Origin of the sequence: Leifsonella bigeumensis (assembly GCF_039537265.1) — a bacterium.
In the GTDB taxonomy this organism is placed as follows: Bacteria; Actinomycetota; Actinomycetes; order Actinomycetales; family Microbacteriaceae; genus Terrimesophilobacter; species Terrimesophilobacter bigeumensis.
Genome location: NZ_BAABAE010000003.1, coordinates 247,418 through 269,838, shown reverse-complemented (window position 1 = coordinate 269,838; position 22,421 = coordinate 247,418). Strand labels below are relative to the sequence as shown.

General features: G+C 67.7%; 20 protein-coding genes. 8 read left to right on the top strand and 12 right to left on the bottom strand.

Annotated elements, in window-relative coordinates; all coding sequences use genetic code 11:
* Positions 1-283: 283 nt before the first annotated feature.
* The 3 genes from ABD678_RS06350 to ABD678_RS06340 are packed head-to-tail and all read right to left on the bottom strand — an operon-like array spanning position 284 to position 3,358.
* On the bottom strand, positions 284-1,438 hold the full coding sequence (locus ABD678_RS06350; protein ID WP_344754865.1) for an adenosine deaminase: 1,155 nt from the start codon (positions 1,436-1,438) through the stop codon (positions 284-286).
* Positions 1,435-2,178 (bottom strand): IclR family transcriptional regulator, encoded by a 744-nt coding sequence (locus ABD678_RS06345; protein ID WP_344754863.1) that lies wholly within the window; start codon positions 2,176-2,178, stop codon positions 1,435-1,437. The genes ABD678_RS06350 and ABD678_RS06345 overlap by 4 nt, the downstream gene beginning before the upstream one ends.
* A 4-nt stretch (positions 2,179-2,182) precedes the next feature.
* Entirely contained in the window at positions 2,183-3,358 is a 1,176-nt protein-coding gene (locus ABD678_RS06340) for an adenosylhomocysteinase (RefSeq protein WP_344754861.1), read from the bottom strand.
* Positions 3,359-3,421: 63 nt separating this feature from the next.
* Here ABD678_RS06340 and uriH point away from each other — a divergent pair, with 63 nt between their 5' ends.
* Positions 3,422-4,366 (top strand): uridine-preferring nucleoside hydrolase UriH, encoded by a 945-nt coding sequence (uriH, locus tag ABD678_RS06335; protein WP_344754859.1) that lies wholly within the window; start codon positions 3,422-3,424, stop codon positions 4,364-4,366.
* Positions 4,367-4,469: 103 nt separating this feature from the next.
* On the opposite strand, the gene ABD678_RS06330 is transcribed toward uriH, so the two are convergent.
* The 8 genes from ABD678_RS06330 to ABD678_RS06295 all read right to left on the bottom strand — a co-directional run bounded on the left by ABD678_RS06330 (position 4,470) and on the right by ABD678_RS06295 (position 14,123).
* Complete coding sequence (locus ABD678_RS06330; protein ID WP_344754857.1) at positions 4,470-5,804, bottom strand: thymidine phosphorylase; 1,335 nt, start codon at positions 5,802-5,804, stop codon at positions 4,470-4,472.
* A complete protein-coding gene (locus tag ABD678_RS06325; RefSeq protein ID WP_344754855.1) occupies positions 5,801-6,202 on the bottom strand; it encodes a cytidine deaminase in 402 nt (133 codons plus the stop codon). The genes ABD678_RS06330 and ABD678_RS06325 overlap by 4 nt, the downstream gene beginning before the upstream one ends.
* Before the next feature lie 2 nt (positions 6,203-6,204).
* Positions 6,205-7,488, bottom strand: a complete 1,284-nt coding sequence (locus ABD678_RS06320; protein ID WP_344754853.1) for a CynX/NimT family MFS transporter — start codon at positions 7,486-7,488, stop codon at positions 6,205-6,207.
* Positions 7,488-8,750, bottom strand: coding sequence for an ABC transporter permease (locus ABD678_RS06315; RefSeq protein ID WP_344754851.1), 1,263 nt, complete (start codon positions 8,748-8,750; stop codon positions 7,488-7,490). Before ABD678_RS06315 ends, ABD678_RS06320 begins: the two co-directional genes overlap by 1 nt.
* A 20-nt stretch (positions 8,751-8,770) precedes the next feature.
* On the bottom strand, positions 8,771-10,111 hold the full coding sequence (locus ABD678_RS06310) for an ABC transporter permease (protein WP_425561952.1): 1,341 nt from the start codon (positions 10,109-10,111) through the stop codon (positions 8,771-8,773).
* A complete protein-coding gene (locus tag ABD678_RS06305) occupies positions 10,108-11,628 on the bottom strand; it encodes an ABC transporter ATP-binding protein (RefSeq protein WP_344754849.1) in 1,521 nt (506 codons plus the stop codon). The genes ABD678_RS06310 and ABD678_RS06305 overlap by 4 nt, the downstream gene beginning before the upstream one ends.
* Positions 11,629-11,770: 142 nt before the next feature.
* Positions 11,771-12,823, bottom strand: a complete 1,053-nt coding sequence (locus ABD678_RS06300; protein WP_344754847.1) for a BMP family lipoprotein — start codon at positions 12,821-12,823, stop codon at positions 11,771-11,773.
* A 178-nt stretch (positions 12,824-13,001) separates the two neighbouring features.
* Positions 13,002-14,123, bottom strand: coding sequence for a mannose-1-phosphate guanylyltransferase (locus tag ABD678_RS06295; protein ID WP_344754845.1), 1,122 nt, complete (start codon positions 14,121-14,123; stop codon positions 13,002-13,004).
* A 123-nt stretch (positions 14,124-14,246) separates the two neighbouring features.
* On the opposite strand from ABD678_RS06295, the gene sdhC reads away from it, so the two are divergent.
* From sdhC to ABD678_RS06275, 4 genes are read left to right on the top strand one after another with little or no spacing between them, the layout of a single operon-like run.
* Positions 14,247-14,672 (top strand): succinate dehydrogenase, cytochrome b556 subunit, encoded by a 426-nt coding sequence (sdhC, locus tag ABD678_RS06290; protein WP_425561974.1) that lies wholly within the window; start codon positions 14,247-14,249, stop codon positions 14,670-14,672.
* Positions 14,673-14,676: 4 nt separating this feature from the next.
* Positions 14,677-15,129 (top strand): succinate dehydrogenase hydrophobic membrane anchor subunit, encoded by a 453-nt coding sequence (locus ABD678_RS06285; RefSeq protein ID WP_344754843.1) that lies wholly within the window; start codon positions 14,677-14,679, stop codon positions 15,127-15,129.
* Entirely contained in the window at positions 15,126-16,925 is a 1,800-nt protein-coding gene (gene sdhA / locus ABD678_RS06280) for a succinate dehydrogenase flavoprotein subunit (protein ID WP_344754841.1), read from the top strand. The genes ABD678_RS06285 and sdhA overlap by 4 nt, the downstream gene beginning before the upstream one ends.
* Positions 16,925-17,689 carry a succinate dehydrogenase iron-sulfur subunit gene (locus tag ABD678_RS06275; RefSeq protein ID WP_344754839.1) on the top strand — a complete coding sequence of 255 codons (765 nt, stop codon included), beginning with the start codon at positions 16,925-16,927 and terminating at the stop codon, positions 17,687-17,689. Before sdhA ends, ABD678_RS06275 begins: the two co-directional genes overlap by 1 nt.
* Positions 17,690-17,872: 183 nt before the next feature.
* Here the strand turns inward: ABD678_RS06275 and ABD678_RS06270 are convergent, their stop codons facing one another.
* Positions 17,873-19,390, bottom strand: coding sequence for a sigma-70 family RNA polymerase sigma factor (locus tag ABD678_RS06270; RefSeq protein ID WP_344754837.1), 1,518 nt, complete (start codon positions 19,388-19,390; stop codon positions 17,873-17,875).
* Between the two features lie 120 nt (positions 19,391-19,510).
* On the opposite strand from ABD678_RS06270, the gene ABD678_RS06265 reads away from it, so the two are divergent.
* Genes ABD678_RS06265 through trpS form a run of 3 tightly spaced genes read left to right on the top strand, consistent with a single transcriptional unit; the run spans position 19,511 to position 22,419 of the window.
* Complete coding sequence (locus ABD678_RS06265) at positions 19,511-20,539, top strand: YihY/virulence factor BrkB family protein (protein ID WP_344754835.1); 1,029 nt, start codon at positions 19,511-19,513, stop codon at positions 20,537-20,539.
* Positions 20,540-20,548: 9 nt separating this feature from the next.
* Positions 20,549-21,376, top strand: coding sequence for an exodeoxyribonuclease III (locus ABD678_RS06260; RefSeq protein WP_344754833.1), 828 nt, complete (start codon positions 20,549-20,551; stop codon positions 21,374-21,376).
* A 35-nt stretch (positions 21,377-21,411) separates the two neighbouring features.
* Positions 21,412-22,419 (top strand): tryptophan--tRNA ligase, encoded by a 1,008-nt coding sequence (trpS, locus tag ABD678_RS06255; RefSeq protein ID WP_344754831.1) that lies wholly within the window; start codon positions 21,412-21,414, stop codon positions 22,417-22,419.
* Positions 22,420-22,421 lie beyond the last annotated feature (2 nt).

The following is a 22,421-nucleotide window of genomic DNA, read 5'->3' as shown; positions in this document are numbered from 1 at the left end:
CGGCGTACCGCCCGGATTCCCGCCATCCGTGCGCGCATGCACCTCGGACCGGGTCGCGCTCGAACCCTGTGCGGGCGAGGGCGGCACCTGGTCGGGGACCGAGAATACACCGCCCGCCGCGAGCGCCAGCCCCGCACCCAGCGCCATCGCCAGCCCGGTGCCTGCCAGGGAACCCAGTATCCGTGCCCTGGTGTCGAACTTCACAATCCTCCCGAGACCGTCGTCGTTACATACTGCCCGATCCGGCTCCCCGATGCGAGCAGCCATCAGATCCCGGTGGAACTCAGGCGTCGCCGAAACCGGCCACGATGCGGTTCGCGAGTTCCTCGCGGTCCTCCACCGGAAGGAAGCTTCCCGCGGCCGCATTGAGCTGGAAGACCTCGAGGTCGCCGAGGTCGTAACCGAACGTGTCGGCCAGGATCGCCAGCTCTCGGCTGAGCGTCGTGTTGCTCATGAGGCGGTTGTCGGTGTTGACCGTGACGCGGAACCCGAGCTGGTAGAGCAGGTCGAACGGGTGGTCGACGAGCTCGCTGCCCCACTGCGCAATCGCGCCGGTCTGCAGGTTCGAGGTCGGGCTGAGCTCGAGGGCGAGTTCGCGGTCCTTGACCCACTCCGCGAGCGGGCCGAGCGTCACGAAGGTGCTGTCGCCCCCGGCTGAATCGCCTGCAGCGGTCTCCTCGACCTCGATATCCTCGGCGAGGCGGACGCCGTGGCCAAGTCGCAGGGTGCGTCCGTCGAACAGGGCGCTCCGGATGCTGTCGAGACCCGCCGCCTCCCCGGCGTGCACGGTGGTCGGCAGGTAGTGCTCGGCGAGGTAGTCGAAGGCCGTGCGCATCCGACTCGGCGGGAACCCGTCCTCCGGTCCGGCGATGTCGAACCCGACGACGCCGTGCTCGCGGTGGCGGACGGCGAGCTGAGCGATCTCGAGCCCGTTGTCGTTCTGGCGCATGGCGCTCACGAGCTGGCCGATCCGGATGCGGCCACCGGCGGCGGCGACCGCGGCGATGCCGTCCTCGATACCTCCCTGGACCGCATCCACGACCTCATCGAGGCTGAGGCCCCGGGTGAGGTGCTGCTCGGGCGCCCAGCGGACCTCGCCGTAGATGACCCCGTCGGCGTGAAGATCCTCGACGAACTCACGAGCGACCCTCGCGAGCCCTTCCGGCGTCTGCATGACCGAGATCGTCACGTCGAAGGTCTTGAGGTATTCGACGAGCGAGCCGGAGTCGGACTGGCTCGCGAACCAGGCTCCGAGCGATGCCGCATCCGGGGCCGGAAGGTCGAGGCCCAGCTCGGTCGAGAGGTCGATAATCGTCTGCGGGCGGAGGCCGCCGTCGAGGTGGTCGTGCAGGGAGACCTTGGGCAGGGAGTTGATGCTCAGGTCACTGCCCAGGGTGAACTGCTTCCCCGCCGCGGCCTCGAAATTCGCTGTCGTCATTCCGCAAATCTAGCGGAGGCGGCCGGCCATCGGACGGGGGCAGGAGATTCCCCCTGCAGGAGCGAGCTCACCGTCTCGCCTGCCGACCTCACCTCGGCGAGCACCGAGTCGATGTCGAGGTCGCTGAAGGAGGTCGCGATGTACGGGACGGTGATCGCCGCGACCGTCTCACCGTCGCGGTCGACGACCGGAGCGACGAGGTCGGTGATCCCGGGCTGGAGGCTGTCGTCGGCGCGAAGATACCCTTCGGGGGCACCGGCGGTGAGCACGCGCCCGGCCGGAGTGTCGATCGGGAACTCCGCCCCCACCCGCACCCGGAACCCGAACGCGGCAGGGCTCTCCACCTGCGCGACGACCCGCACGCGACCCGCATCGAGGGTGCTCAGGTTGCAGGACTGGTGGACGGCATCCGTGAGTGCGCGCATCACCGGGAGCGCGTGGGCCACGAGTCCGCGAAGCGGCGGGTGACGATGGGCGAGGTCCAGCATCTTCGTCGAGAGCAGGTAGAGGCCGGACGGTCTCTCGCGCACGATCCAGCCGCGCCGCTCGAGACGCTGCAGCACACGGAAGACCTGGCTGGGAGTGCGGCCGACGAGCGCCGCGATCTCGCCCTGGCTGAGCCCACCGCCCTCCTCGGCGAGCGCTTCGAGGATGTCGAGGGCCTTGTCGAGGGCGGGGACGGCGTATTCCGGGCCGGCTTCCTCTGGACCGGCGACGGAGTCCGTGCTGCGTGTCTCCACAGCTCTACCGGTCCGCCCCCATCGCGGCGAGCATCCGTCTGGCGATATCGCGGTTGATGTCGTCGGGAACCGGCTGCGCACCGGGCTCGAGGGTCTCGGCTCTGGTCGCCACGCGTTCGAGGGAGAGTGACTGCAGCAGGAAGCCGAGGTCCATCGATTCGAGCGAGTTGCCCTTGGGCTCCCGGCCCGCGAGGTTCATCATGCGCCCTTCGGCGAGCAGGATGACGTGGCGGCCGTCCGCGAAGTCGATGCGCTCGATCGCGTCGTCCAGCACGCGAACCCCGCTCGCCCGTGCCTTGAGGGCGGTGACGTCGATCTCCCAGGGGAAGTGCCCGCAGTTGGCCAGTACGGCGCCGTCGTTCAGAAGGGGGAAGATCGCCGGGCCCATGACATCCGGATGCCCCGTCGCCGTGATGAACACCTCGCCCCAGCCGGCGAGGCTCTCCATCGTGTCGACGCGGTACCCGTCGAGGGCCGCCTCGAACGCCTTGAGCTCGTCGATCTCGGCGACCGCGACCCGCCCGCCGAGCGCACGCAGGTACTGGGCGACGCCGCGGCCGCACCAGCCATAACCGGCGACGACGAAGCGGCGGCCTGGGACCATGAGGTTGGTGATCCGCATGAAGCTCTCGACGACGGACTGGCCGACCGCGTGGCGGTTCTCGCCGATGGCCTTGAGGATGCTGTCGTTGATGACGACGATGGGGAACGGGATGCTGCCGGCGAGCTCGCCGCGCAGGCGGAGGCCCCCTGAGGTGGTCTCCTCCGTGCCGCCCAGGATGCCCGTCTGGGTGCCACGCTCGACGATGCCGGCGGCGAGGTCCGCACCGTTGTCGAGCAGGATGTCCGGGCTCGCGTCGAGCACGCCCGCGAGGTTCTCGTGGTGCTTCTCGATCGTGTCTGCGCGGCTGCCGAACACCGTCATGCCGCCCTCGCGCAGGAATGCGACGACGTCGTCCTGGGTGGAGCCGTGATTGCCGGTCGCGACGACCTCGGCGCCACCGGCCGCGAGGGTCTCGAGAAGTACCGCGGTCTTCGGCTCGAGGTGCAGGGACATCCCGATCCGGTGGCCGGCGAAGGGGCGGGTCTCCAGGAAGTGGGCGTGGACGGCGGCGAGCAACGGCATCCGGGACCTGATCCACTCTGTCCGTCGTCTGCCGCGTTCGGCGAGTTCATTCATGACCCTAAGCTTACCTATATGAATCTGATTTTCATATGCGTTGAATTCGCGTAGGATGCAGTCATGACCACGAAGATCATCCTCGACTGCGATCCCGGCCACGACGACGCGATCGCCCTCCTTCTCGCGCACGGCAATCCGGAGATCGACCTCGTGGCGGTGACGACCGTGCACGGCAACCAGACGATCGAAAAGGTCACCCGCAACGCGCTCGCCGTCGCAACGGTCGCCGGCATCACCGGCGTACCGTTCGCCGCCGGCGCCCACCGGCCGCTCGTGCGAGAGGCCGAGGTCGCCGAGTCGATCCACGGCGACTCCGGACTCGATGGCCCGGTGCTGCCGGAGCCGGCCTTCGCGGCAGAGGATCGGCACGCCGTCGACCTCATCATCGACACGATCATGAGCCACGAGCCGGGGACCATCACCCTCGTGCCGACCGGCGCCCTCACCAACATCGCCCTCGCCGTGCGCAAGGAACCGCGCATCGCGGGCCGCGTCAAGGAGGTCGTGCTCATGGGCGGCGGCTACCACGTCGGCAACTGGAGCGCCTCCGCCGAGTTCAACATCGTGATCGACCCCGAGGCGGCGCACATCGTCTTCAACGAGTCGTGGAAGCTCACGATGGTAGGGCTCGACGTCACCCATCAGGCGCTCGCGACACCCGAGGTCGTCGCCGCGATCACGACGATCGATACGGCACCGGCGCGCTTCGTGCTCGAACTGCTCGAGTTCTTCGCACACAGCTACAAGGATGCGCAGGGCTTCGACCATCCGCCCGTGCACGACCCCTGCGCGGTCGCCCTCGTCATCGACCCCACCGTGATGAAGGTCGTGCGCGTGCCGCTGGATGTCGAGCTCACCGGAACCCTCACGCTCGGCATGACGGTCGCCGACTTCCGCGAAGAGGCGCCGGAGACCTGCAACACCTATGCTGCGACCGACCTCGACCACGCGAAGTTCTGGGGTCTGATCACCGACGCACTCGAGCGCATCGGCGATCCCGCCTGACTTCGGCGGTGCTGACCACGGCGAGTGATGGTCGTCCGGGCGAATGTGGGTGCCCAGGCGGTATCACTCGTCCGGTCGACCATCACTCGCGGTCAGGAACAGCTCAGGCCGTGATGCGGTCAGCGACGAGCGGACCGCCGTTCAGGACCTCGTCGCCGGGGTCGCCGATCCGGTAGGCGCCCTCGAGCGCCTCGAGCGCACGCTCGAAGCGGGCCGGCTCGTCCGCGCTCAAGGTGAAGAGCGGCTGGCCCTTCGTCACGGTGTCGCCGGGCTTCGCGTGCAGGTCCACTCCGGCGGAATGCTGTACCGGGTCCTCCTTGCGAGCGCGTCCCGCCCCGAGCCGCCACGCGGCGATCCCGAACGGCAGCGCCTGCTGGTCGACGAGGATGCCGTCGCGCTCGGCCGTGACGACGTGCGTCTCCTTCGCCACCGGCAGCGGGGCATCCGGGTCTCCCTGCTGGGCGGAGATCATCGCGCGCCAGGTGTCCATCGCGCGACCGTCCTTCAGGGCGGCCTCGACGTCGGCATCGGGTTGGCCGGCCGAGGCGAGCATCTCGCGGGCGAGGGCGAGCGTGAGTTCGACGACATCCGCCGGCCCACCGCCCGCGAGAACCTCGACCGACTCGCGCACTTCGTTCGCATTGCCGATCGCGAGCCCGAGTGGCACGTTCATGTTGGTGAGCAGCGCGGTCGTCGCCACCCCGGCATCCGTGCCGAGCGCGACCATGGTCTCGGCGAGCTGGCGGCTGCGCTCGGGGTCCTGCATGAATGCACCGGAGCCGAACTTCACGTCGAGCACGAGCGCGCTCGTGCCTTCCGCGATCTTCTTGCTCATGATCGAGGAGGCGATGAGCGGGATCGACTCCACGGTTCCCGTGATGTCGCGCAGCGCGTAGAGCTTCTTGTCGGCCGGAGCGAGACCGGCACCGGCTGCGCAGATGACGGCGCCGATCGATTCGAGCTGGGCACGCATCGCGTCGTTGCTGAGGTCGGCCTGCCAGCCGGAGATGCTCTCGAGCTTGTCGAGCGTGCCGCCGGTGTGGCCGAGGCCGCGGCCGGAGAGCTGCGGAACGGCGACCCCGAACGAGGCGACGAGCGGGGCGAGCGGAAGCGTGATCTTGTCGCCGACGCCGCCCGTGGAGTGTTTGTCGGCCGTCTTCTTCGAGAGGCCGTCGAAGCTCATCCGTTCGCCGGAGTCGATCATGGCGAGGGTGAGGTCGCGCACCTCGTCGCGATCCATCCCGTTGAGGAAGACGGCCATCGCCATGGCGGCCATCTGCTCATCGCCGATGTAGCCGCGGGTGTAGGCGTCGATGAGCCAGGAGACCTGCGCGGTCGAGAGCTTCTTCGCATCGCGCTTGGCATGGATGAGGTCGACCGTGTCGAAGGGCTCGATTCCGTGGGCCTGGGCAGCGTCGCCGGCTGTCGCGGCGGTCATGCGCGGTACTCCTCGAGAGTGCGGGGTCCGAAGGCGTCGGGGATGACCTCGTCGATGGTCTTCACGCCGGAGACCGTCTGGAGAAGCATGCCGGGGGCCGAGTGCTCGAACAGCAGCTGGCGGCAGCGCCCGCAGGGCATGAGGATGTTGCCGTGGCCGTCGACGCAGGTGAAGGCGACGAGCCTCCCGCCCCCGGTCATGTGCAGGCTCGAGACGAGGGCGCACTCGGCGCACAGGGTGAGCCCATAGGAGGCGTTCTCCACGTTGCAGCCGGAGATCACCCGACCGTCGTCGACGATCGCGGCAGCGCCCACCGGGAACTTCGAATAGGGCACGTAGGCGTGCGCGTTCGCCTCGTTCGCGATGTCGCGCAGCCCGTCCCAGTCGATGTCAGTCATGGTCATCCTTCCGACTCCTCCAATCTAGCCGCGCCGCCCGTCGGCGGGCCCGGTGGGCGGCGCTCCCCGACGAGGCCGGGTCGCCCGGCCAGCCAGGCCGCCATGGCCTGCGGCACGAGCATGACGAAGAGCAGCAGCACCGGCACGACCCACGCCCCGCTGAGGTCGTGCAGGGCCCCGAGCGCGAGCGGCCCGATCGCGGCGAGCAGGTAGCCCCAGCTCTGCGACATCCCGGAGAGCTTCGTGGCGTGGGCGGCATCCGGCGAGCGCAGCACGATGAAGGTCAGGCCGAGACCGAGGCCGGCGCCCTGAGCGAGTCCGAGCAGCACCATCCAGAGCACGACAGGGCCCGGGAGCGCGAGGAACCCGCCGAACGCCGCGAAATAGATCACCGAGACGAGGATCGAGAACGCGGCCTGGCTGCGCATCCGATCGAGCACGAGGGGGATGACGAGGGCCGGGAGGATGCTCACGAGGTTCACGAGGGAGAGCATGAGCCCGGCGAACACCGCATCATGCCCGTAGCCGATCAGGATGGTGGGCAGCCACGCGGTCGTCGAGTAGAAGTTGAACGACTGCAGCCCGAAGAAGGCGGTCACGAACCAGGCGACCCGGTCCCCCGACAGCCGGATGCCGAGGGTCGGCGGGTGCCCCGCTGAGCCTCGCGCGTGCCAGAGCGACGGCACCCAGCAGGCCAGGCCGAGCACCGCGAAGAGGCCCCATGCGGCGAGAGCCTCATTCCAGGTCCACCCGGCGGCCTCCGCGATGGGGATGGTGATTCCCGCGGCCAGGGTCGCACCGGCTGCAAGCGACATCGAGTACAGCCCCGACATGAGCCCGAGCCGGTGGGAGAAGTCCCTCTTGATGAGGCCGGGCAGGAGGATGTTGCCGATGGCGATGCCCGCCCCCATGAGCAGGGTTCCCGCGAACAGTGCGGGGATCGTCGGGATGAGTCGCAGAGCCGAACCGGCGACGACGGCGACGAGCACCCCCGCGAGGCTCCGCTCGAAACCGATCTTCGCAGCGATCGCCGGGGCGAGCGGGCCGAGCGCACCGAAGCACAGCACCGGCAGGGTCACGAGCAGTCCGGCGAGGAACGAGCTGAGTTCCAGTTCGGCGCTGATCGTGTCGAAGAGCGGCGCGACGGCCACGATGACCGGGCGCAGGTTGAGCGCGACGAGCACCACGGCGATCGCAGCCCAGGTGCCGCCAGAGATCGACTGGCCGCCCGATCTCGGCTGGCCACCGGACACCGACCGGGCCGGTGCGGCATCCCTGGCGGTCATCAGGACTTGATGTACGGCTTGCCGTCGGCGGCGGGGGCGCGCGACTGGCCGACGAGCCCCGCGACCGCGAAGATCGTCACGATGTACGGCAGCATGAGCATGAACTGGCTCGGCACCGGGGACCCGATGATGCCGAGGACGCTCTGCAGGTTCGTCGCGAACCCGAACAGCAGGCCAGCCAGGGTGGCCCGGATGGGGTCCCACCGTCCGAAGATGACCGCGGCGAGCGCGATGAAGCCGGCACCCGCCGTCATCTCCTTGGTGAACGATCCGACCGAGCCGAGCGTGAAGTACGCCCCGCCGAAGCCGGCGATGGCGCCCGCGAGCGACACGTTCCAGAACCGCGTCAGGTTGACCTTGATGCCCACGGTGTCCGCAGCCTGAGGGTGCTCGCCGACCGAGCGGGTGCGCAGGCCCCAGCGGGTGCGGAAGAGCGCGTAGGCGACCGCCGCGACCGTGAGGTACATGATGTAGACGATGATCGTCTGGTTGAAGAGCACAGGCCCGATGATCGGGATCTGACCGAGTACGGGCAGGTCGATGCGCGGGAATCGCGGCGGTTTGTTCAGCAGCAGCTCGTTCTTGGTGAGCACCTGCGAGAACAGGAACCCGGTGAGGCCCGCGACGAGCACGTTGAGCACGACACCGACGATGATCTGGTCGACGATGTATTTGATCGCGAAGGCGGCCAGCACGAAGGAGACGAGCACGCCGGCGATCATCGCGGCGGCGAGACCGGCGAGCGGCTGCCGGGTCACCGAGGCCACCACGGCGGAGACGAACGCCCCCGCGAGCAACTGGCCTTCGATCGCGATGTTGATGACACCGGAGCGCTCCGAGATGACGCCGCTCAGCGCACCGAAGATGAGCGGCACGCTCAGGCTCACTGCGCCGATGAGGAGGCCCGGGAGCGGGATGAGCGCCCCGGCGGCCGCCCAGGTGAGGAAGGCGAACATGAAGACGATCGCGAAGATGACGGTGAGCCACAGCGGCACCTTCGCCGCGACCTGCACCCGCCAGGCGGAGTAGGCGGCGAGGCCGACGAGAATGACCGCGAGGATCCAGCAGGTGAGCTGGGAAGGCAGGTGCCAGTCCGGGATCTGGATGAAGTCGGCATCCGTCGACAGCCGGAAGTGGGTCGTGCCCGGTCGTCCGAAGATGCCGAAGGCGATCACCGAGACGAGGGCGAAGATGCCGAAGGCGATGGGCGCCTTCCAGCTCTTGATGACCGTCTTCTCGAGCACGATGGGTGCGGATGCCATGGGTGCTGCTGGTGCCGCGCTCACTTGGTCACCACCGCCTTCCTGCCCTGGAGCTTCGCCGTCTTCTCGGGCGCGAGGAGGTTCGGTTTCGGCAGGCGGAACACCGCGCGCACGAGCGGCGGCGCGGCGATGAAGAGCACGATCATCGACTGGACGACGAGCACGATGTCGATCGGGATGCCCTGTGAGGCCTGCATCGCGAATCCGCCGGCCTTGAACGCGCCGAACAGGATGCCGGCGGCGAAGACGCCCCACGGCTTCGACCGGCCGAGCAGGGCGACGGTGATCGCATCGAACCCGATACCAGCGTCGATGCCGGCGCTGAAGCCGGTCGTCACGGTTCCGAGCACCTGGAAGACACCGGCGAGACCGACGAGGGCGCCGGAGTACAGCATGACGTAGATGTACATCCGGTTCACGCTCATGCCGGCCGTCTTCGCCGCGTGCGGGTTGAACCCGACGGCGCGGAACTGGAAGCCCATGCTCGAGCGGTTGAGCAGCCACCAGACGAAGATCGTGGCGCCGATCACGATGATGAACCCGAGATGGAGGTTGAACTGCGGCCCGAGGAGGTCGGGCAGGATGGCGGTGTCCTTCATGGCGGGCGTCTTCGGGTTGTTGGAGCCCGGCGCCTGGAGGAGCCCCGGGGTGCTCAGCATCCAGTAGACGAAGTAGTACGCGACGTAGTTGAGCATGATCGTCGTGATGACCTCGTGCGCCCCGGTGCGCGCCTTGAGCAGACCGGCCACGCCGGCCCACAGCGCCCCGGCGGCGACGCCGACCACGAGCGCGAGGATGAGGTGGAGTCCGTACGGCAGGTCGAAGGAGAATGCGACCCAACCCGCTGCGGCGGCGCCGAAGAGCATCTGGCCTCGGCCACCGATGTTGAACAGGCCGGCGCGGAACCCGAGCGCGACACCGAGACCGGCGGCGATGAGGGGCGTGGCGAAGGCGAGGGTCTCGGTGAGCGGCTTGATCCCGTTGAGGAAGCCAGGTCGCCGGAAGTTGTAGATCGAGCCCTGGAAGAGGGATGAGTACGCACCGGACACCGAGTCCCAGACCGCCTTGAACAGGTCGCCGGGGCGGGCGAAGAAGTACCCGGCCGCGCTCTCGACCCGCGAATCCGTCAGCGCGATGAGAATGCCGCCGATGATGATCGCGAGCACGACCGCGAGCACCGACATGACGGCGCTCCCGGACAAGATCTCGCGCAGCGCCGTGTTCCAGCGAGATGGCTCCGCTGCCAGGGTCTCCTCTTGTCCCTGCTCTCGCGTCATCGGCTCCTGGGGGGTGGAGGAGACTGCCGGCAATTGCTGGCCGGCGTCGTGGGAGCTCTTGGGGCTCTGCTTGTCGGTTGTCATGCTGCCTTGCCGCTTCCCGTGGGGGCCTCGCCCGCCATCATGAGTCCGAGTACGTCTCGCGACGTGTCACCGGGGACGATCCCGACGATGCCACCGCGGTACATGACGACGATGCGGTCGGCGAGTGCGACGACCTCATCGAGTTCTGTGGAGACGACGAGCACCGGAACCCCGGCATCCCGCGCCTCGACGATTCTGGTGTGCACGAACTCGACCGACCCGACGTCGAGCCCTCGCGTGGGCTGGGCGGCGACGAGCAGGTGCAGTTCGCGGCTCAGCTCCCTGGCGAGCACCACCTTCTGCTGGTTGCCGCCGGAGAGCTTGCCGGCGAGCGTGCCGATCCCCTGGGCCCGGATGTCGAACTCGCGCAGCTTCTCCTGGGCGAAGTCCGCGAGGGTGCCGAGCTGCAGGCTGCCGTACTTCACGAACGGTTCGCCGGTCGCCCGGTCGAGCATGAGGTTCTCGGCGATGGAGAACTCGGGGACGAGGCCGTCCTCGTTGCGGTCCTCTGGCACGAATCCGACGCCCGCGTCCAGAATCTCGCGCACCGTGAGCCCGAGAAGCGCCTGGCCGTCGAGGCCGATGTGTCCCCTGACCTTCGGCTGCAAGCCCATGATGGCCTCGACGAGTTCTGTCTGGCCGTTGCCCTGCACGCCGGCGATCGCAACGACCTCTCCGGCCTTGATGTCGAAGCTGATGTGGTTGACGACGAGCTGGCCGACAGCGTCGATGACCGAGAGCCCGTCGACGACGAGCGCCGGCTCCCCCGGCTTCGCCTTGCCCTTCTCGATCGTGAGTTCGACCGCGCGGCCGACCATCATCGAGGCGAGCTCCTCGTTGCTCGCCGTGGGGCTGGCCTGTCCGACGACCTTGCCGAGTCGCACGACGGTGATCTTGTCGGCGACTTCGCGAACCTCGCGCAGCTTGTGGGTGATGAAGACGATGGAGGTACCGGTGGCCTTGAGCTGCCTCATGATCTCCATGAGCTCGTCGGTCTCCTGCGGGGTCAGCACCGCGGTCGGCTCGTCGAAGACGAGCACACGGGCGTCGCGCGAGAGCGCCTTGATGATCTCGACCCGCTGCTGGACGCCGACCGGAAGATCGCCGACCGTGGCATCCGGATCGACGTCGAACCCGAACCGGGCGGAGATCTCGCGCACCCGCTCGCGCGCGGTGGCGAGGTCGAGGGTGCCGGCGAACTTGGTGGGCTCGTGCCCGAGCATGACGTTCTCGGCCACCGTGAAGACGGGGATGAGCATGAAGTGCTGGTGCACCATGCCGATGCCGGCGGCCATGGCGTCGCCCGGCCCGGCGAAGTGCTGAACCTTGTCGTCGAGGAGGATCTCCCCCTCGTCGGCCTGGTACAGGCCGTACAGCACGTTCATGAGCGTGGACTTGCCCGCCCCGTTCTCGCCGAGGAGACAGTGGATCTCGCCGGCCTCGACCACGAGGTCGATGTGATCGTTGGCGACGAGCGTGCCGAACCGTTTCGTGATCCCGCGAAGTTCGAGCTTCATTGCGTATCAAATCCTCTACAACCGGCGACCCTGCCGGTGATAATACCCAGCGCCTTCGAGCACAGCGCGTTTGGGAAGACTACACGGAATCGGGGAGACCAGCCCTGCTGGTCTCCCCGGCTCCTGAGTGTTACTGCTCCGCCTACTTCGGCGAGGAAGGCGACTCGACCTTGACCTTGCCGCTGATGATGTCCGCCGTGAGGGCGTCCAGCTCAGCCTGGAGTCCCGGGTCCACCTTCGACTCGAAGTCGTGGAACGGAGCGATCGAGACACCGCCGTTGGCGAGGGTGCCGACGAACGGGCTGTTGTCGAACTTGCCATCCGCGGTCGACTTGACGACCTCGGCGACACCGACCTGCATGCCCTTCATGATGGAGGTCAGCAGGATGCCGGCCACGCTCGGGTCGGTCTGGGTGACGTCGGCGTCGACGCCGATGAGCGCGATGTCCTTACCGGAGTCCTTGATCGCCTCGGCGCCCGAGGTGTAGATCGGACCACCGACCGGGAGCAGCACGTCGGCGCCCTGGTCGAGGAGGTTCTTCGCGGTGCTCTTCGCGGTGTCGTTCGCCTCGAAGCCGCCGGTGAAGGCGCCATCCTGAGCGGCGACATCCCAGCCGAGTGCCTTGACGCTCGTGCCCTTGACCTCGTTGTAGTAGTTCACACCGTCGACGAAGCCGTCCATGAAGATGGTGACCGGCGGGATCGGGATGCCACCGAAGGTGCCGACGATGCCGGTCTTCGAGTAGCTCGCCGCTGCATAGCCGGCGAGGAACGCGGCCTGGGCGGTGTCGAACACGATCGGCTTGACGTTCGGCAGGTCGATCGAGCTGTCGTCGATGATCGCGAAGTCGACATCCGGGTTCGCCTCGGCGGCGGCCTTCGTCGCGTCCGCGAGCAGGAAGCCGACGGTCACGATGATGTTGCAGCCCTGGTCGACGAGGTTGCTCAGGTTGGACGCGTAGTCGGTCTCCGCCTGGGACTCGACCGCGTTGGCCTTGACACCGAGCGCTGCGGCCGCGTCATCGAGGCCCTGCTTGCCGATCTCGTTGAATGAGTTGTCGTCGAACCCGCCGGTGTCCGAAACCATGCATGGCAGGAAGTCGGGGGCTGCGGGCGTGTCGTCGCCCGTTTCGGGTGCTGCAGCACATCCGGCGAGCAGCAGGCTGCTCACGCCGGCGAGTGCGAGACCGCTCATCACGGTCTTTCGAGAGGTGATTCTCAAGGTGTCCTCCAAGGTGCTGCCGCGGCACTGGCGCCGCGGCGATATCCGACCAGATTACCTAATGTTGCGAACTTCCCCGCAACCCTCCGAGGGGTAGAACACGCAATGGTTACCAAGCTGCAACGGGCGATCCGGGGCCGGGTGACGATGTTCAGAGGATGTCGCTGCGCCCCGAGAGCTTGAGCGCGTCGACGACGGCCTTGACCCGCTGCGCATTCGCGCTCGTGGTCACCAAAAGAGCATCCGGAGTGTCGACGACGACGATGTCGGTGACGCCGATGAGGGAGATCAACCGGCCGCTCTGGCTGATGACGACACCGCTCGATGCGTCGGCCAGAACGCGGGCGTTCTCGCCGAGGATCGCGAGGTCGGATTTGCGTCCGCCGGAGTGGAGCTTGGCGATCGCGGCGAAGTCGCCGACGTCGTCCCAGTCGAACCCGCCGGGGACGACGGCGAGCCTCCCCGCCGCCGCCGCGGGCTCGGCGACCGAGTAGTCGATGGCGATCTTGGTGAGCCTCGGCCACACCCGGTCGACGACGAGGCCGCGTTTGTCGGTGTCCCACGCCTCGGCGAGCTCGGTGAGGCCCTCCAGCAACTCGGGCTGGCTCTCACCGAGCTGCTCGAGAAGGCGATCGGCCCTGGCGATGAACATGCCGGCGTTCCAGAGGAAGTTCCCGTCGGCGAGGTAGCCTTCCGCGACCTCGAGGCTCGGCTTCTCCACGAAGCGGTCCGCCCCGACGGCCGAAGGAGCACCCTGGATTCCGAGCCTGCCGTTGCAGTGGATGTAGCCGAAGCCGATCGCCGGCTCGGTCGGGGTGATCCCTATCGTCGCGATGTAGCCGGCATCCGCCGCTGCCACCGCCTCGCCGACCGCTCGATGGAAGCCGCGGATGTCGCCGATGACGTGGTCTGCCGCGAAGGAGCCGACGATGACATCCGGCTCGCGATGGTGCAGGATCGCGGCGGCGAGGCCGATCGCCGCGGAGGACTCCTTCGGCTCGCTCTCGAGCACGACGTTGCGGTCGATGAGTTCCGGGAGCTGCTCCTCGACGGCGGCGCGGTGCGCGCGACCGGTGACGACCATGATGCGGTCGGCCCCCGAGAGCGGTTCGAGACGGTCCCAGGTGGCGCGCAGGAGCGTCTTGCCGGACCCGGTGAGATCGTGAAGGAACTTCGGAGCATCTGCCCTCGACAACGGCCACAGGCGGGAGCCGATACCCCCGGCGGGAATGATGCTGTAGAACCGGTCGAGGCCGTTCGGTCTGGTGGCCATGGCGTTCAGACTAGCGAACGCAGGAATAGACTGGCAGTGTCAGCAGTAAGTGAGGCTGGTGTGGGCCCGGTGGGTGGTACATCTGCAGGAGGGTTGGTCGTGCCTGGAAAATCGGCGGGAACAGTGGCGTCTGCGGCACCGCAGGGCAAGTACCCATTTCCGAGAATCGTGAAGCCGAAGGCTCCCGCTGGGACCGTGTATCGCGGCAACGTCGGCATGTGGTCATGGGTACTGCACCGGATCACCGGCGTCGCGATCTTCTTCTTCCTCCTCGTGCACATTCTCGACACGGCACTCGTGAGGGTGAGCCCCGAGGCCTACAACGCGGTCATCGGCACCTACAAGAACCCGATCATGGGACTCGGCGAGGTGGCGCTCGTCGCCGCGATCGGCCTGCACGCCCTCAACGGCCTGCGCATCATCCTCGTCGACTTCTGGGCATGGGGGACGAAACACCAGAAGCTCCTGCAGTGGATCGCGCTGGCCCTCTGGATCATCCTGCTCATCGGGTTCGTCCCGCGGCACCTGATCAACGTGTTCTCGGAGTGAGGCCATGACGACCACCATCGAAGCACCCCGCACCCCGCGCACCGTCCGCCGTCGCGGTATCAACTGGGAGAAGTGGGGCTGGATCTACATGCGCGCGAGCGGCGTCGTGCTCGTCGTGCTCATCTTCGGCCACCTGTTCGTGAACCTCATGATCGGGGACGGCGTCAAAGCGCTCGACTTCGCCTTCGTCGGCGGCAAGCTCTCCAGCCCGTTCTGGCAGGTCTGGGACACGCTCCTGCTCTGGCTCGCGCTCATCCACGGCGCCAACGGCATGCGCACCATCACCAACGACTACGCCCACAACCGGCTGGTCGGCGTCACCCTGAAGGGCGCCATCCTGGCCGCCACCGTCGTACTACTCATCCTGGGAACCCTCGTGATCTACACCTTCGACCCGTGCCCCGCAGGCCAGCCCGTCGACCTGCTCCCGACCTTCTGCCCGGCAGTCGGATCATGACGCAACCGGACCAGGGAGACATCATCGACGGCGTCCACTACCACCAGCACGACATCGTCATCGTCGGTGCGGGCGGCGCGGGGATGCGCGCGGCGATCGAGGCCGGGCCCAGCGCGAGCACCGCAGTCATCTCCAAGCTCTACCCGACGCGGTCGCACACCGGTGCGGCGCAGGGCGGCATGGCGGCCGCCCTCGCGAACGTCGAAGAGGACAACTGGGAGTGGCACACCTACGACACGGTCAAGGGGGGCGACTACCTCGTCGACCAGGATGCCGCCGAGATCCTCGCCAAGGAGGCCATCGACGCGGTCATCGACCTCGAGAACATGGGTCTGCCCTTCAACCGCACCCCGGAGGGCCGCATCGACCAGCGCCGGTTCGGAGGTCACACGCGCGAGCACGGCAAGGCGCCGGTGCGCAGGGCCTGCTACGCGGCCGACCGCACCGGCCACATGATCCTCCAGACGCTGTACCAGAACTGCGTCAAGCACGGCATCAACTTCTTCAACGAGTTCTACGTGCTCGACCTGCTCATGAGCGAGGTCGACGGCATCGAACGTCCGGCCGGCGTCGTCGCCTACGAGCTCGCGACCGGCGACCTGCACGTCTTCCAGGGCAAGTCGATCATCTTCGCCACCGGCGGTTTCGGGAAGATCTTCAAGACCACCTCCAACGCCCACACCCTCACCGGGGACGGCGTCGGGATCGTGTGGCGCAAGGGCCTCCCGCTCGAGGACATGGAGTTCTTCCAGTTCCACCCGACCGGGCTGGCCGGCCTCGGCATCCTGCTCTCGGAGGCAGCCCGCGGTGAGGGGGCGATCCTGCGCAACGCCGACGGCGAGCGCTTCATGGAGCGTTACGCGCCCACCATCAAGGACCTCGCACCGCGCGACATCGTCGCCAGGTCGATGGCGACCGAGATCCGCGAGGGGCGCGGTGCGGGACCGTACAAGGACTACGTCTACCTCGACATCACCCACCTGGAGCCCGCCGTCATCGACGCGAAACTCCCGGACATCACCGAGTTCGCCCGCACCTACCTCGGCGTCGAGCCGTACACCGAACCGGTGCCGGTGCTGCCCACGGCGCACTACGCGATGGGCGGCATCCCGACGACGAACAACGCCGAGGTGCTGCGCAGCAACACCGAGACGGTGCCGGGGCTGTTCGCCGCCGGGGAGTGCGCCTGCGTGAGCGTGCACGGCTCGAACCGTCTCGGGACGAACTCGCTGCTCGACATCAACGTGTTCGGCAAGCGTGCGGGCAACAACGCGGTCGCCTACGCGAAGACCGCGGACTGGGTTCCGCTGCCCGAAGACCCGACGGCCGGAGTGCGCCGCCTGCTCGACCACGTGCGCGGCGGGGACGGGAGCGAGCGCATCGCCGTCATCCGGCGCGAGCTGCAGGAGGCCATGGACCGCAACGCCCAGGTGTTCCGCACCGACGAGTCGCTGCGCGAGGTCGGCGACCTCATCAAGACGCTGCGCGACCGGTACCGCAACGTGCAGGTCCAGGACAAGGGCAAGCGATTCAACACCGACCTGCTTGAGGCGGTCGAGCTCGGCTTCCTGCTCGACCTCGCCGAGGTCGTGGTCTACTCCGCACGGAACCGCAAGGAGAGCCGCGGAGCCCACATGCGCGAGGACTACCCGAAACGTGATGACAAGAACCTCATGGTTCACACGATGGCGTACCTGACCGGTGACGCCGAGTCCGCCGAGGCGGACGACCACATCAAGCTCGACTGGAAACCGGTCGTCGTCACGAACTACCAGCCGACGGAGAGAAAGTACTGATGGCATCCGACGTTCTCGAGAAGAGCGGGCCGCGCGCCCACGACGAGGTTCCGACCTTCACGGTGACGATGATCGTGCGCCGCTTCGACCCCGAGGTCGATGACGAACCGCGCTGGGTGGACTACGACCTCCAGATGCACGGCACCGACCGGGTGCTCGACGCACTGCACAAGATCAAGTGGGAGATCGACGGCTCCCTCGCGTTCCGCCGGTCGTGCGCCCACGGCGTGTGCGGCTCGGATGCGATGCGCATCAACGGTCGCAACCGGCTCGCCTGCAAGACCCTGCTGAAGGACCTCGACATCTCGCAGCCGATCTACGTCGAGGCGCTCAAGGGCCTTCCGCTCGAGAAGGACCTCATCGTCGACATGGAGCCGTTCTTCGACAGCTTCCGCGAGGTGCAACCGTTCCTCATGGCCTCGAACAAACCGAAGGACGGCAAGGAGCGCCTGCAGTCCCCCGAGGAGCGGGCCCGCTTCGACGACACGACCAAGTGCATCCTGTGCGCGGCATGCACCTCGAGCTGCCCGGTGTTCTGGACCGACGGCCAGTATTTCGGCCCCGCCGCGATCGTCAACGCGCACCGCTTCATCTTCGACTCGCGCGACGAGGGCTCCCAGGTGCGCATGGACATCCTGAACGACCAGGAGGGCGTCTGGCGCTGCCGCACGACCTTCAACTGCACGGATGCCTGCCCGCGCGGCATCCAGGTGACGCAGGCGATCGCCGAGGTCAAGCAGGCGATCCTGCGCGGCAAGGCCTGAGCCTCTTCTCCCGTGTAAACGAGAAACGCCGACAACCTACCCGAAAGGCTGTCGGCGTCGTCTCCCCCTGGATTGCAGAGATTTCCCTCACACTGAGAGACCGGCCCCGGCGGGAATTATGACGCCGGAATCCAAGAAAGTTTTGCGGGATTTTTTGCGGGTTCTTCCCGGTTGCCGTCGGCCTCAGTTGAGGAGTTCGACGGTGACCCCGAGGGGGTCCGACAACAGGGTCAGCGGGATGTCGAGCGGCACCGCGATCCCGAGGATCGTCAGCTTCTGCGAGAGCGTGATCGGGCCGCTCCCTTCGGGCAGCGCCGTGATCCTGATCGCCCAGGCCCCGTCGACGGCGACGACCGTCGTGTAGACCTGGTCCGCGACCTGGGCGGAGACAGTCGCACCCGGCGTCCCCTTGCCATTGAGGTCGAGGTCGACGAACGCACCGACGACGCCTTCCGGCGCGACGTGTTCCGGCACGGGGCCTACGGGCAGATTCGGGATGATCGTGTTGACCGGGTCGGTGAGGGCGGTGATGAGGCCCCTCGACACTGCCGGATCATTCTGTGGATCAATTCCCTCGGAGGCGGTGCCTCCGGATGGGGCCGCGGGGGCCGGCAGCTGAACGCTGCGCTGCATCCCGACGGGCGGTGCGGGCTCCGGGGCGGGTTGCAGCAGGATCGCGCCCCCTCCGCCGAGCACCACGGTGACTGCGAGCGCGCCCGCGAGCAGCGGTGCGGATGCCGTGGCGCCCGCGCCGGCGGCCACACCCGCACCGACTCCCGCAGCGGTCACGGCCGACGGTGCCGCCGAGGCGGCGATCGCATCGAACACGGCCGGGACATCCGGAAGCGGCATCGCCGACACAGCCTCCGCCGGGGCGAGCGAGGCGAGGAGGGAGCCCCCCACAGTCGCACCGAGCAGAAGCGGGAGCATCACGACGGCGATGCTCGAGCCCACCTCGTCGACCTCGACGGCGACGGAGCCGCATTTGTCGCACTCGTCCAGATGGGCATCGAACCGTGATCGTTCACGATCGGTGAGAGCGTTCCGGGCGTGCTCGCCCAGCCGACTCATGACCCATCGGCAGTCAGCGGTCGTGCCCGCCTCGGAGACGTGCGCCTGGAGCCAGGCCGTGCGCAACCCTTCACGCGCACGATAGGCGAGCGCGGCGACGCCGTTGGCGGTGAGCCCGAGGATGGGGGCGACGTCCTGTGGTGCCATCCCCTCGACCTCGGTGTACCAGAGCACCGACTGCCAGCGGTCCGGAAGGCTGCGGAAGGCGCTCGCGGTCAGGTGCGTGTCGAGGGCGACCATCGAAGGGTCCTCGGGGAGGTTGTCGTCGCGGAGGTCCTCGATGTCCTCGATCTGGATGTCGCGCCGGTCACTGCCCCAGCGGCTCGCGAGGTTGCGGATGGTCGTATAGAGGTAGGGGCGGAACGCGCCGTCCGGCCCGCCGCCATCGAGCACGCGTTGGTAGATCCGCGCGAAGGCCTCGGCCACGAGGTCCTCGGCGTCAAGGCTCGAGGTGAATCGCCGTGCCACGGTGATCCCCGACCGGGCGTGGCGCATCCACAGTTCGCCGAAAGCGGTGCGGTCGCCTTCACGCGCCAGGAGCATGAGGTCCGCGTCGGAGACGTCCGTCTGTTCGGATTCGACCTGGCCCATACGCACCCCTGCACGCATCTCGATCGCCTCGGGATTCACCGCGATCTGCTCATCAGTATGGCGCGTTTCGGCGGCCCTGACCAGACCTCACTCTACCGCGCGCGTATCGTGTCGGGAGAACCGCAGGAGCACTTCAGCAATCCTCGATACTCTCGGCAGGTGTCCTCGATCAAGAAGGCCATCGCCTGGGTCCTCGCGCTGAAACCGGTACGGGTGTTCCGCCACTTCGCCGATCGACGCGGCTTCCTGCTCTCGGGCGGGTTGTCGTATCAGTCGCTGTTCGCCGTCTTTGCGGCGATCTGGGTCGGCTTCGCCGCGTTCGGACTCATCCTGAAGGGCAACCCTGCGCTGGGCGGAGCCTTCTTCGACACGATTGCGCGCTCCGTGCCGGGCCTCCTCGCCTGGCGTGGGGCGGAGGGGGTCATCGACCCCGATCAGCTGACGCAGGTAGAGATCCTCGGCTGGACCGGTGCGATCGCGGCGGTCGGGCTCCTGCTCACCGCCCTCGGCTGGCTCTCCTCGACGCGCGACGCCGTCCGCGCCCTCTTCGACCTTCCCGGCGAACAGGTCAACTTCCTGCTGCTCAAACTCAAGGATCTGGGACTCGCCATTGGCTTCGGCGCGGCGCTTCTCCTCTCTTCCGCGCTCTCGGTGTTCAGTACTCAGGCGCTGGACATCACGCTCGGCTGGTTCGGCATCCGGGAGGACTCGATGATCGCTGCGGCAACCGGGCGCGCCATCGGCCTCGCCCTCATGCTCCTGCTCGACACGGTCGTTCTCGGCACGCTCTATCGGGTGCTCTCGGGGCTGACGATCCCCATCCGGCGACTTCTGGTCGGCTCGGTCCTCGGCGCTGTCGTGCTCGGCGTCCTCAAGGTGCTCGGAGGGGCCCTTCTCGGTGGTGCAGGCCGCAATCCGCTTCTCGCCTCGTTCGCGATCATCATCGGTCTGCTCATCTGGTTCAACCTCGTCTGCGCGGCCATTCTTCTCGGAGCGAGCTGGATCGCGGTGGGCATGGCGGATGCCGGTATCGCCGCGGACCCCAAAGTCGCGGCGGCACGCAGGGAGGCCGAACGCGTTGCGTTGGCGAGGAAGGAGGCGGAACTGGCAGCCATCGCTGCGCGCCAACGAGGATGGTTCAGTCGGATCCTCCGACGGGACAGGAGCCGTGACGGTGGCCCCCGGTAGGCTGATTCCATGTCGCTTCGCATCGCCACCGTCAATGTCAACGGCATCCGGGCCGCCTACCGCCACGGCATGGGCGCATGGCTGGATGCGCGCGGTGTCGACATCCTCGCACTGCAGGAGGTTCGTGCCTCGACCGAGGATGTCGTCGGCCTGCTCGGACCGGAGTGGGACATCCTGCACGACGCCGCTACCGCGAAGGGCCGCGCGGGCGTCGCGCTCGCCAGCAGAAACAAAGCCTCCATCCACCGTGTCGAGTTCGGCCCGGACGACTTCGACAGCGCCGGCCGCTGGCTCGAGGCCGACTACGAGGTGGGAGACAAGATCGTCACGGTCGTGAGCACCTACGTCAACTCGGGTGAGGCGGGAACGCCCAAGCAGGTCGAGAAGTACAAGTTCCTCGAGGCGATGCTCTTACGAGTGCCGGCGCTCGCCGAGCACAACCCCCTCTCGCTCATCGTCGGCGACCTCAACGTCGGGCATCGCAGGCTCGACATCCGCAACTGGCGCGGCAACCAGAAGTCCGCCGGGTTCCTTCCGGAGGAGCGCGCCTACTTCGACCGGTTCTTCGGCGCGGAGGACGACCCGGACTACAACGCCGGCGCCGGGTTCGGCTGGGTGGATGTCGGCCGCCGCTGGGCAGGCGAGGTCGAGGGGCCGTACACCTGGTGGTCGGCGCGCGGCCAGGCGTTCGTCAACGACACCGGATGGCGCATCGACTACCACATGGCCACTCCGGCACTCGCGGCGACCGTGCAGAACTACGTGATCGACCGGGCGGCCTCCTACGAGGAGCGCTGGTCCGACCACGCCCCCGTCGTCGTCGACTACGACATCTGAGCTTCTGACCCTCGAGGCTCTGGGAGAATAACTGCATGACCTCGAAGCCCCGCCTGTTCTCGGGCATGCAACCCTCGGCCAACAGCCTCCAGATCGGCAACTACATCGGGGCGCTCCTTCAGTGGAAGGACCTGCAGACCGACTACGACGCCGTATTCTGCATCGTCGACCTGCACGCGCTCACGGTGCCGCAGGATCCGGCACTCCTCCGCGAGAACACCCGCCGCACGGCGGCGCAGTACATCGCTGCAGGGATCGACCCGGCCGAGTCGACACTGTTCGTGCAGTCTCACGTCGCAGCGCATCCGGAGCTCGCCTGGGTGCTCAACACCATCACCGGCTTCGGCGAGGCGAGCCGGATGACCCAGTTCAAGGACAAGTCGGCGAGGCAGGGCAGTGACGGCGCGACGGTCGGCCTGTTCGCGTACCCGATGCTCATGGCGGCCGACATCCTGCTGTATGACGCCGTGGCCGTACCGGTCGGGGACGACCAGCGGCAGCACGTCGAACTCACGCGGGACCTCGCCGGCCGGTTCAACTCACGGTTCGGCGAGACCTTCGTGGTGCCCGAGGCGGTCATCCTCAAGGAGACCGCGCGCATCTACGACCTGCAGGAGCCCACCGCGAAGATGAGCAAGTCGGCGTCGTCGGAGTCCGGTGTCGTGTGGATGATGGACGAACCGTCGGTGACCGCGAAGAAGATCCGCTCGGCGGTGACGGATGACGGGCGCGAGGTGCGGTTCGACCGCGGCGAGAAGCCCGGGGTTGCGAACCTGCTCACGATCTACTCCGTGCTGGCCGGGAAGACGATCGCCGAGCTTGAGGCGGAGTACACCGGACGCGGCTATGGCGATCTCAAGAAGGATCTCGCCGAGGTCGTGGTGGAGACGTTCGGGCCGATCCGGGCGCGGACGCTCGAGCTGCTCGATGACCCCGCCGAACTCGACCGAGTGCTCGCCGGCAATGCCGCGCGGGCTGCGACCATCGCGGATGCGACCCTCGCGAAGGTGTACGACCGCGTCGGCCTCCTGCCGCGCGTATAGCC

Bases quoted from the DNA above. Each gene is read 5' to 3' on its own strand.
- ABD678_RS06350 (WP_344754865.1), bottom strand. From the start codon at position 1,438: ATGACGACAGCGAATTTCGAGGCCGCGGCGGGGAAGCAGTTCACCCTG.
- ABD678_RS06340 (WP_344754861.1), bottom strand. From the start codon at position 3,358: ATGAATGAACTCGCCGAACGCGGCAGACGACGGACAGAGTGGATCAGG.
- uriH (WP_344754859.1), top strand. From the start codon at position 3,422: ATGACCACGAAGATCATCCTCGACTGCGATCCCGGCCACGACGACGCG.
- ABD678_RS06330 (WP_344754857.1), bottom strand. From the start codon at position 5,804: ATGACCGCCGCGACAGCCGGCGACGCTGCCCAGGCCCACGGAATCGAG.
- ABD678_RS06325 (WP_344754855.1), bottom strand. From the start codon at position 6,202: ATGACTGACATCGACTGGGACGGGCTGCGCGACATCGCGAACGAGGCG.
- ABD678_RS06320 (WP_344754853.1), bottom strand. From the start codon at position 7,488: ATGACCGCCAGGGATGCCGCACCGGCCCGGTCGGTGTCCGGTGGCCAG.
- ABD678_RS06315 (WP_344754851.1), bottom strand. From the start codon at position 8,750: ATGGCATCCGCACCCATCGTGCTCGAGAAGACGGTCATCAAGAGCTGG.
- ABD678_RS06310 (WP_425561952.1), bottom strand. From the start codon at position 10,111: ATGACAACCGACAAGCAGAGCCCCAAGAGCTCCCACGACGCCGGCCAG.
- ABD678_RS06305 (WP_344754849.1), bottom strand. From the start codon at position 11,628: ATGAAGCTCGAACTTCGCGGGATCACGAAACGGTTCGGCACGCTCGTC.
- ABD678_RS06300 (WP_344754847.1), bottom strand. From the start codon at position 12,823: ATGAGCGGTCTCGCACTCGCCGGCGTGAGCAGCCTGCTGCTCGCCGGA.
- ABD678_RS06295 (WP_344754845.1), bottom strand. From the start codon at position 14,123: ATGGCCACCAGACCGAACGGCCTCGACCGGTTCTACAGCATCATTCCC.
- ABD678_RS06285 (WP_344754843.1), top strand. From the start codon at position 14,677: ATGACGACCACCATCGAAGCACCCCGCACCCCGCGCACCGTCCGCCGT.
- sdhA (WP_344754841.1), top strand. From the start codon at position 15,126: ATGACGCAACCGGACCAGGGAGACATCATCGACGGCGTCCACTACCAC.
- ABD678_RS06275 (WP_344754839.1), top strand. From the start codon at position 16,925: ATGGCATCCGACGTTCTCGAGAAGAGCGGGCCGCGCGCCCACGACGAG.
- ABD678_RS06260 (WP_344754833.1), top strand. From the start codon at position 20,549: ATGTCGCTTCGCATCGCCACCGTCAATGTCAACGGCATCCGGGCCGCC.
- trpS (WP_344754831.1), top strand. From the start codon at position 21,412: ATGACCTCGAAGCCCCGCCTGTTCTCGGGCATGCAACCCTCGGCCAAC.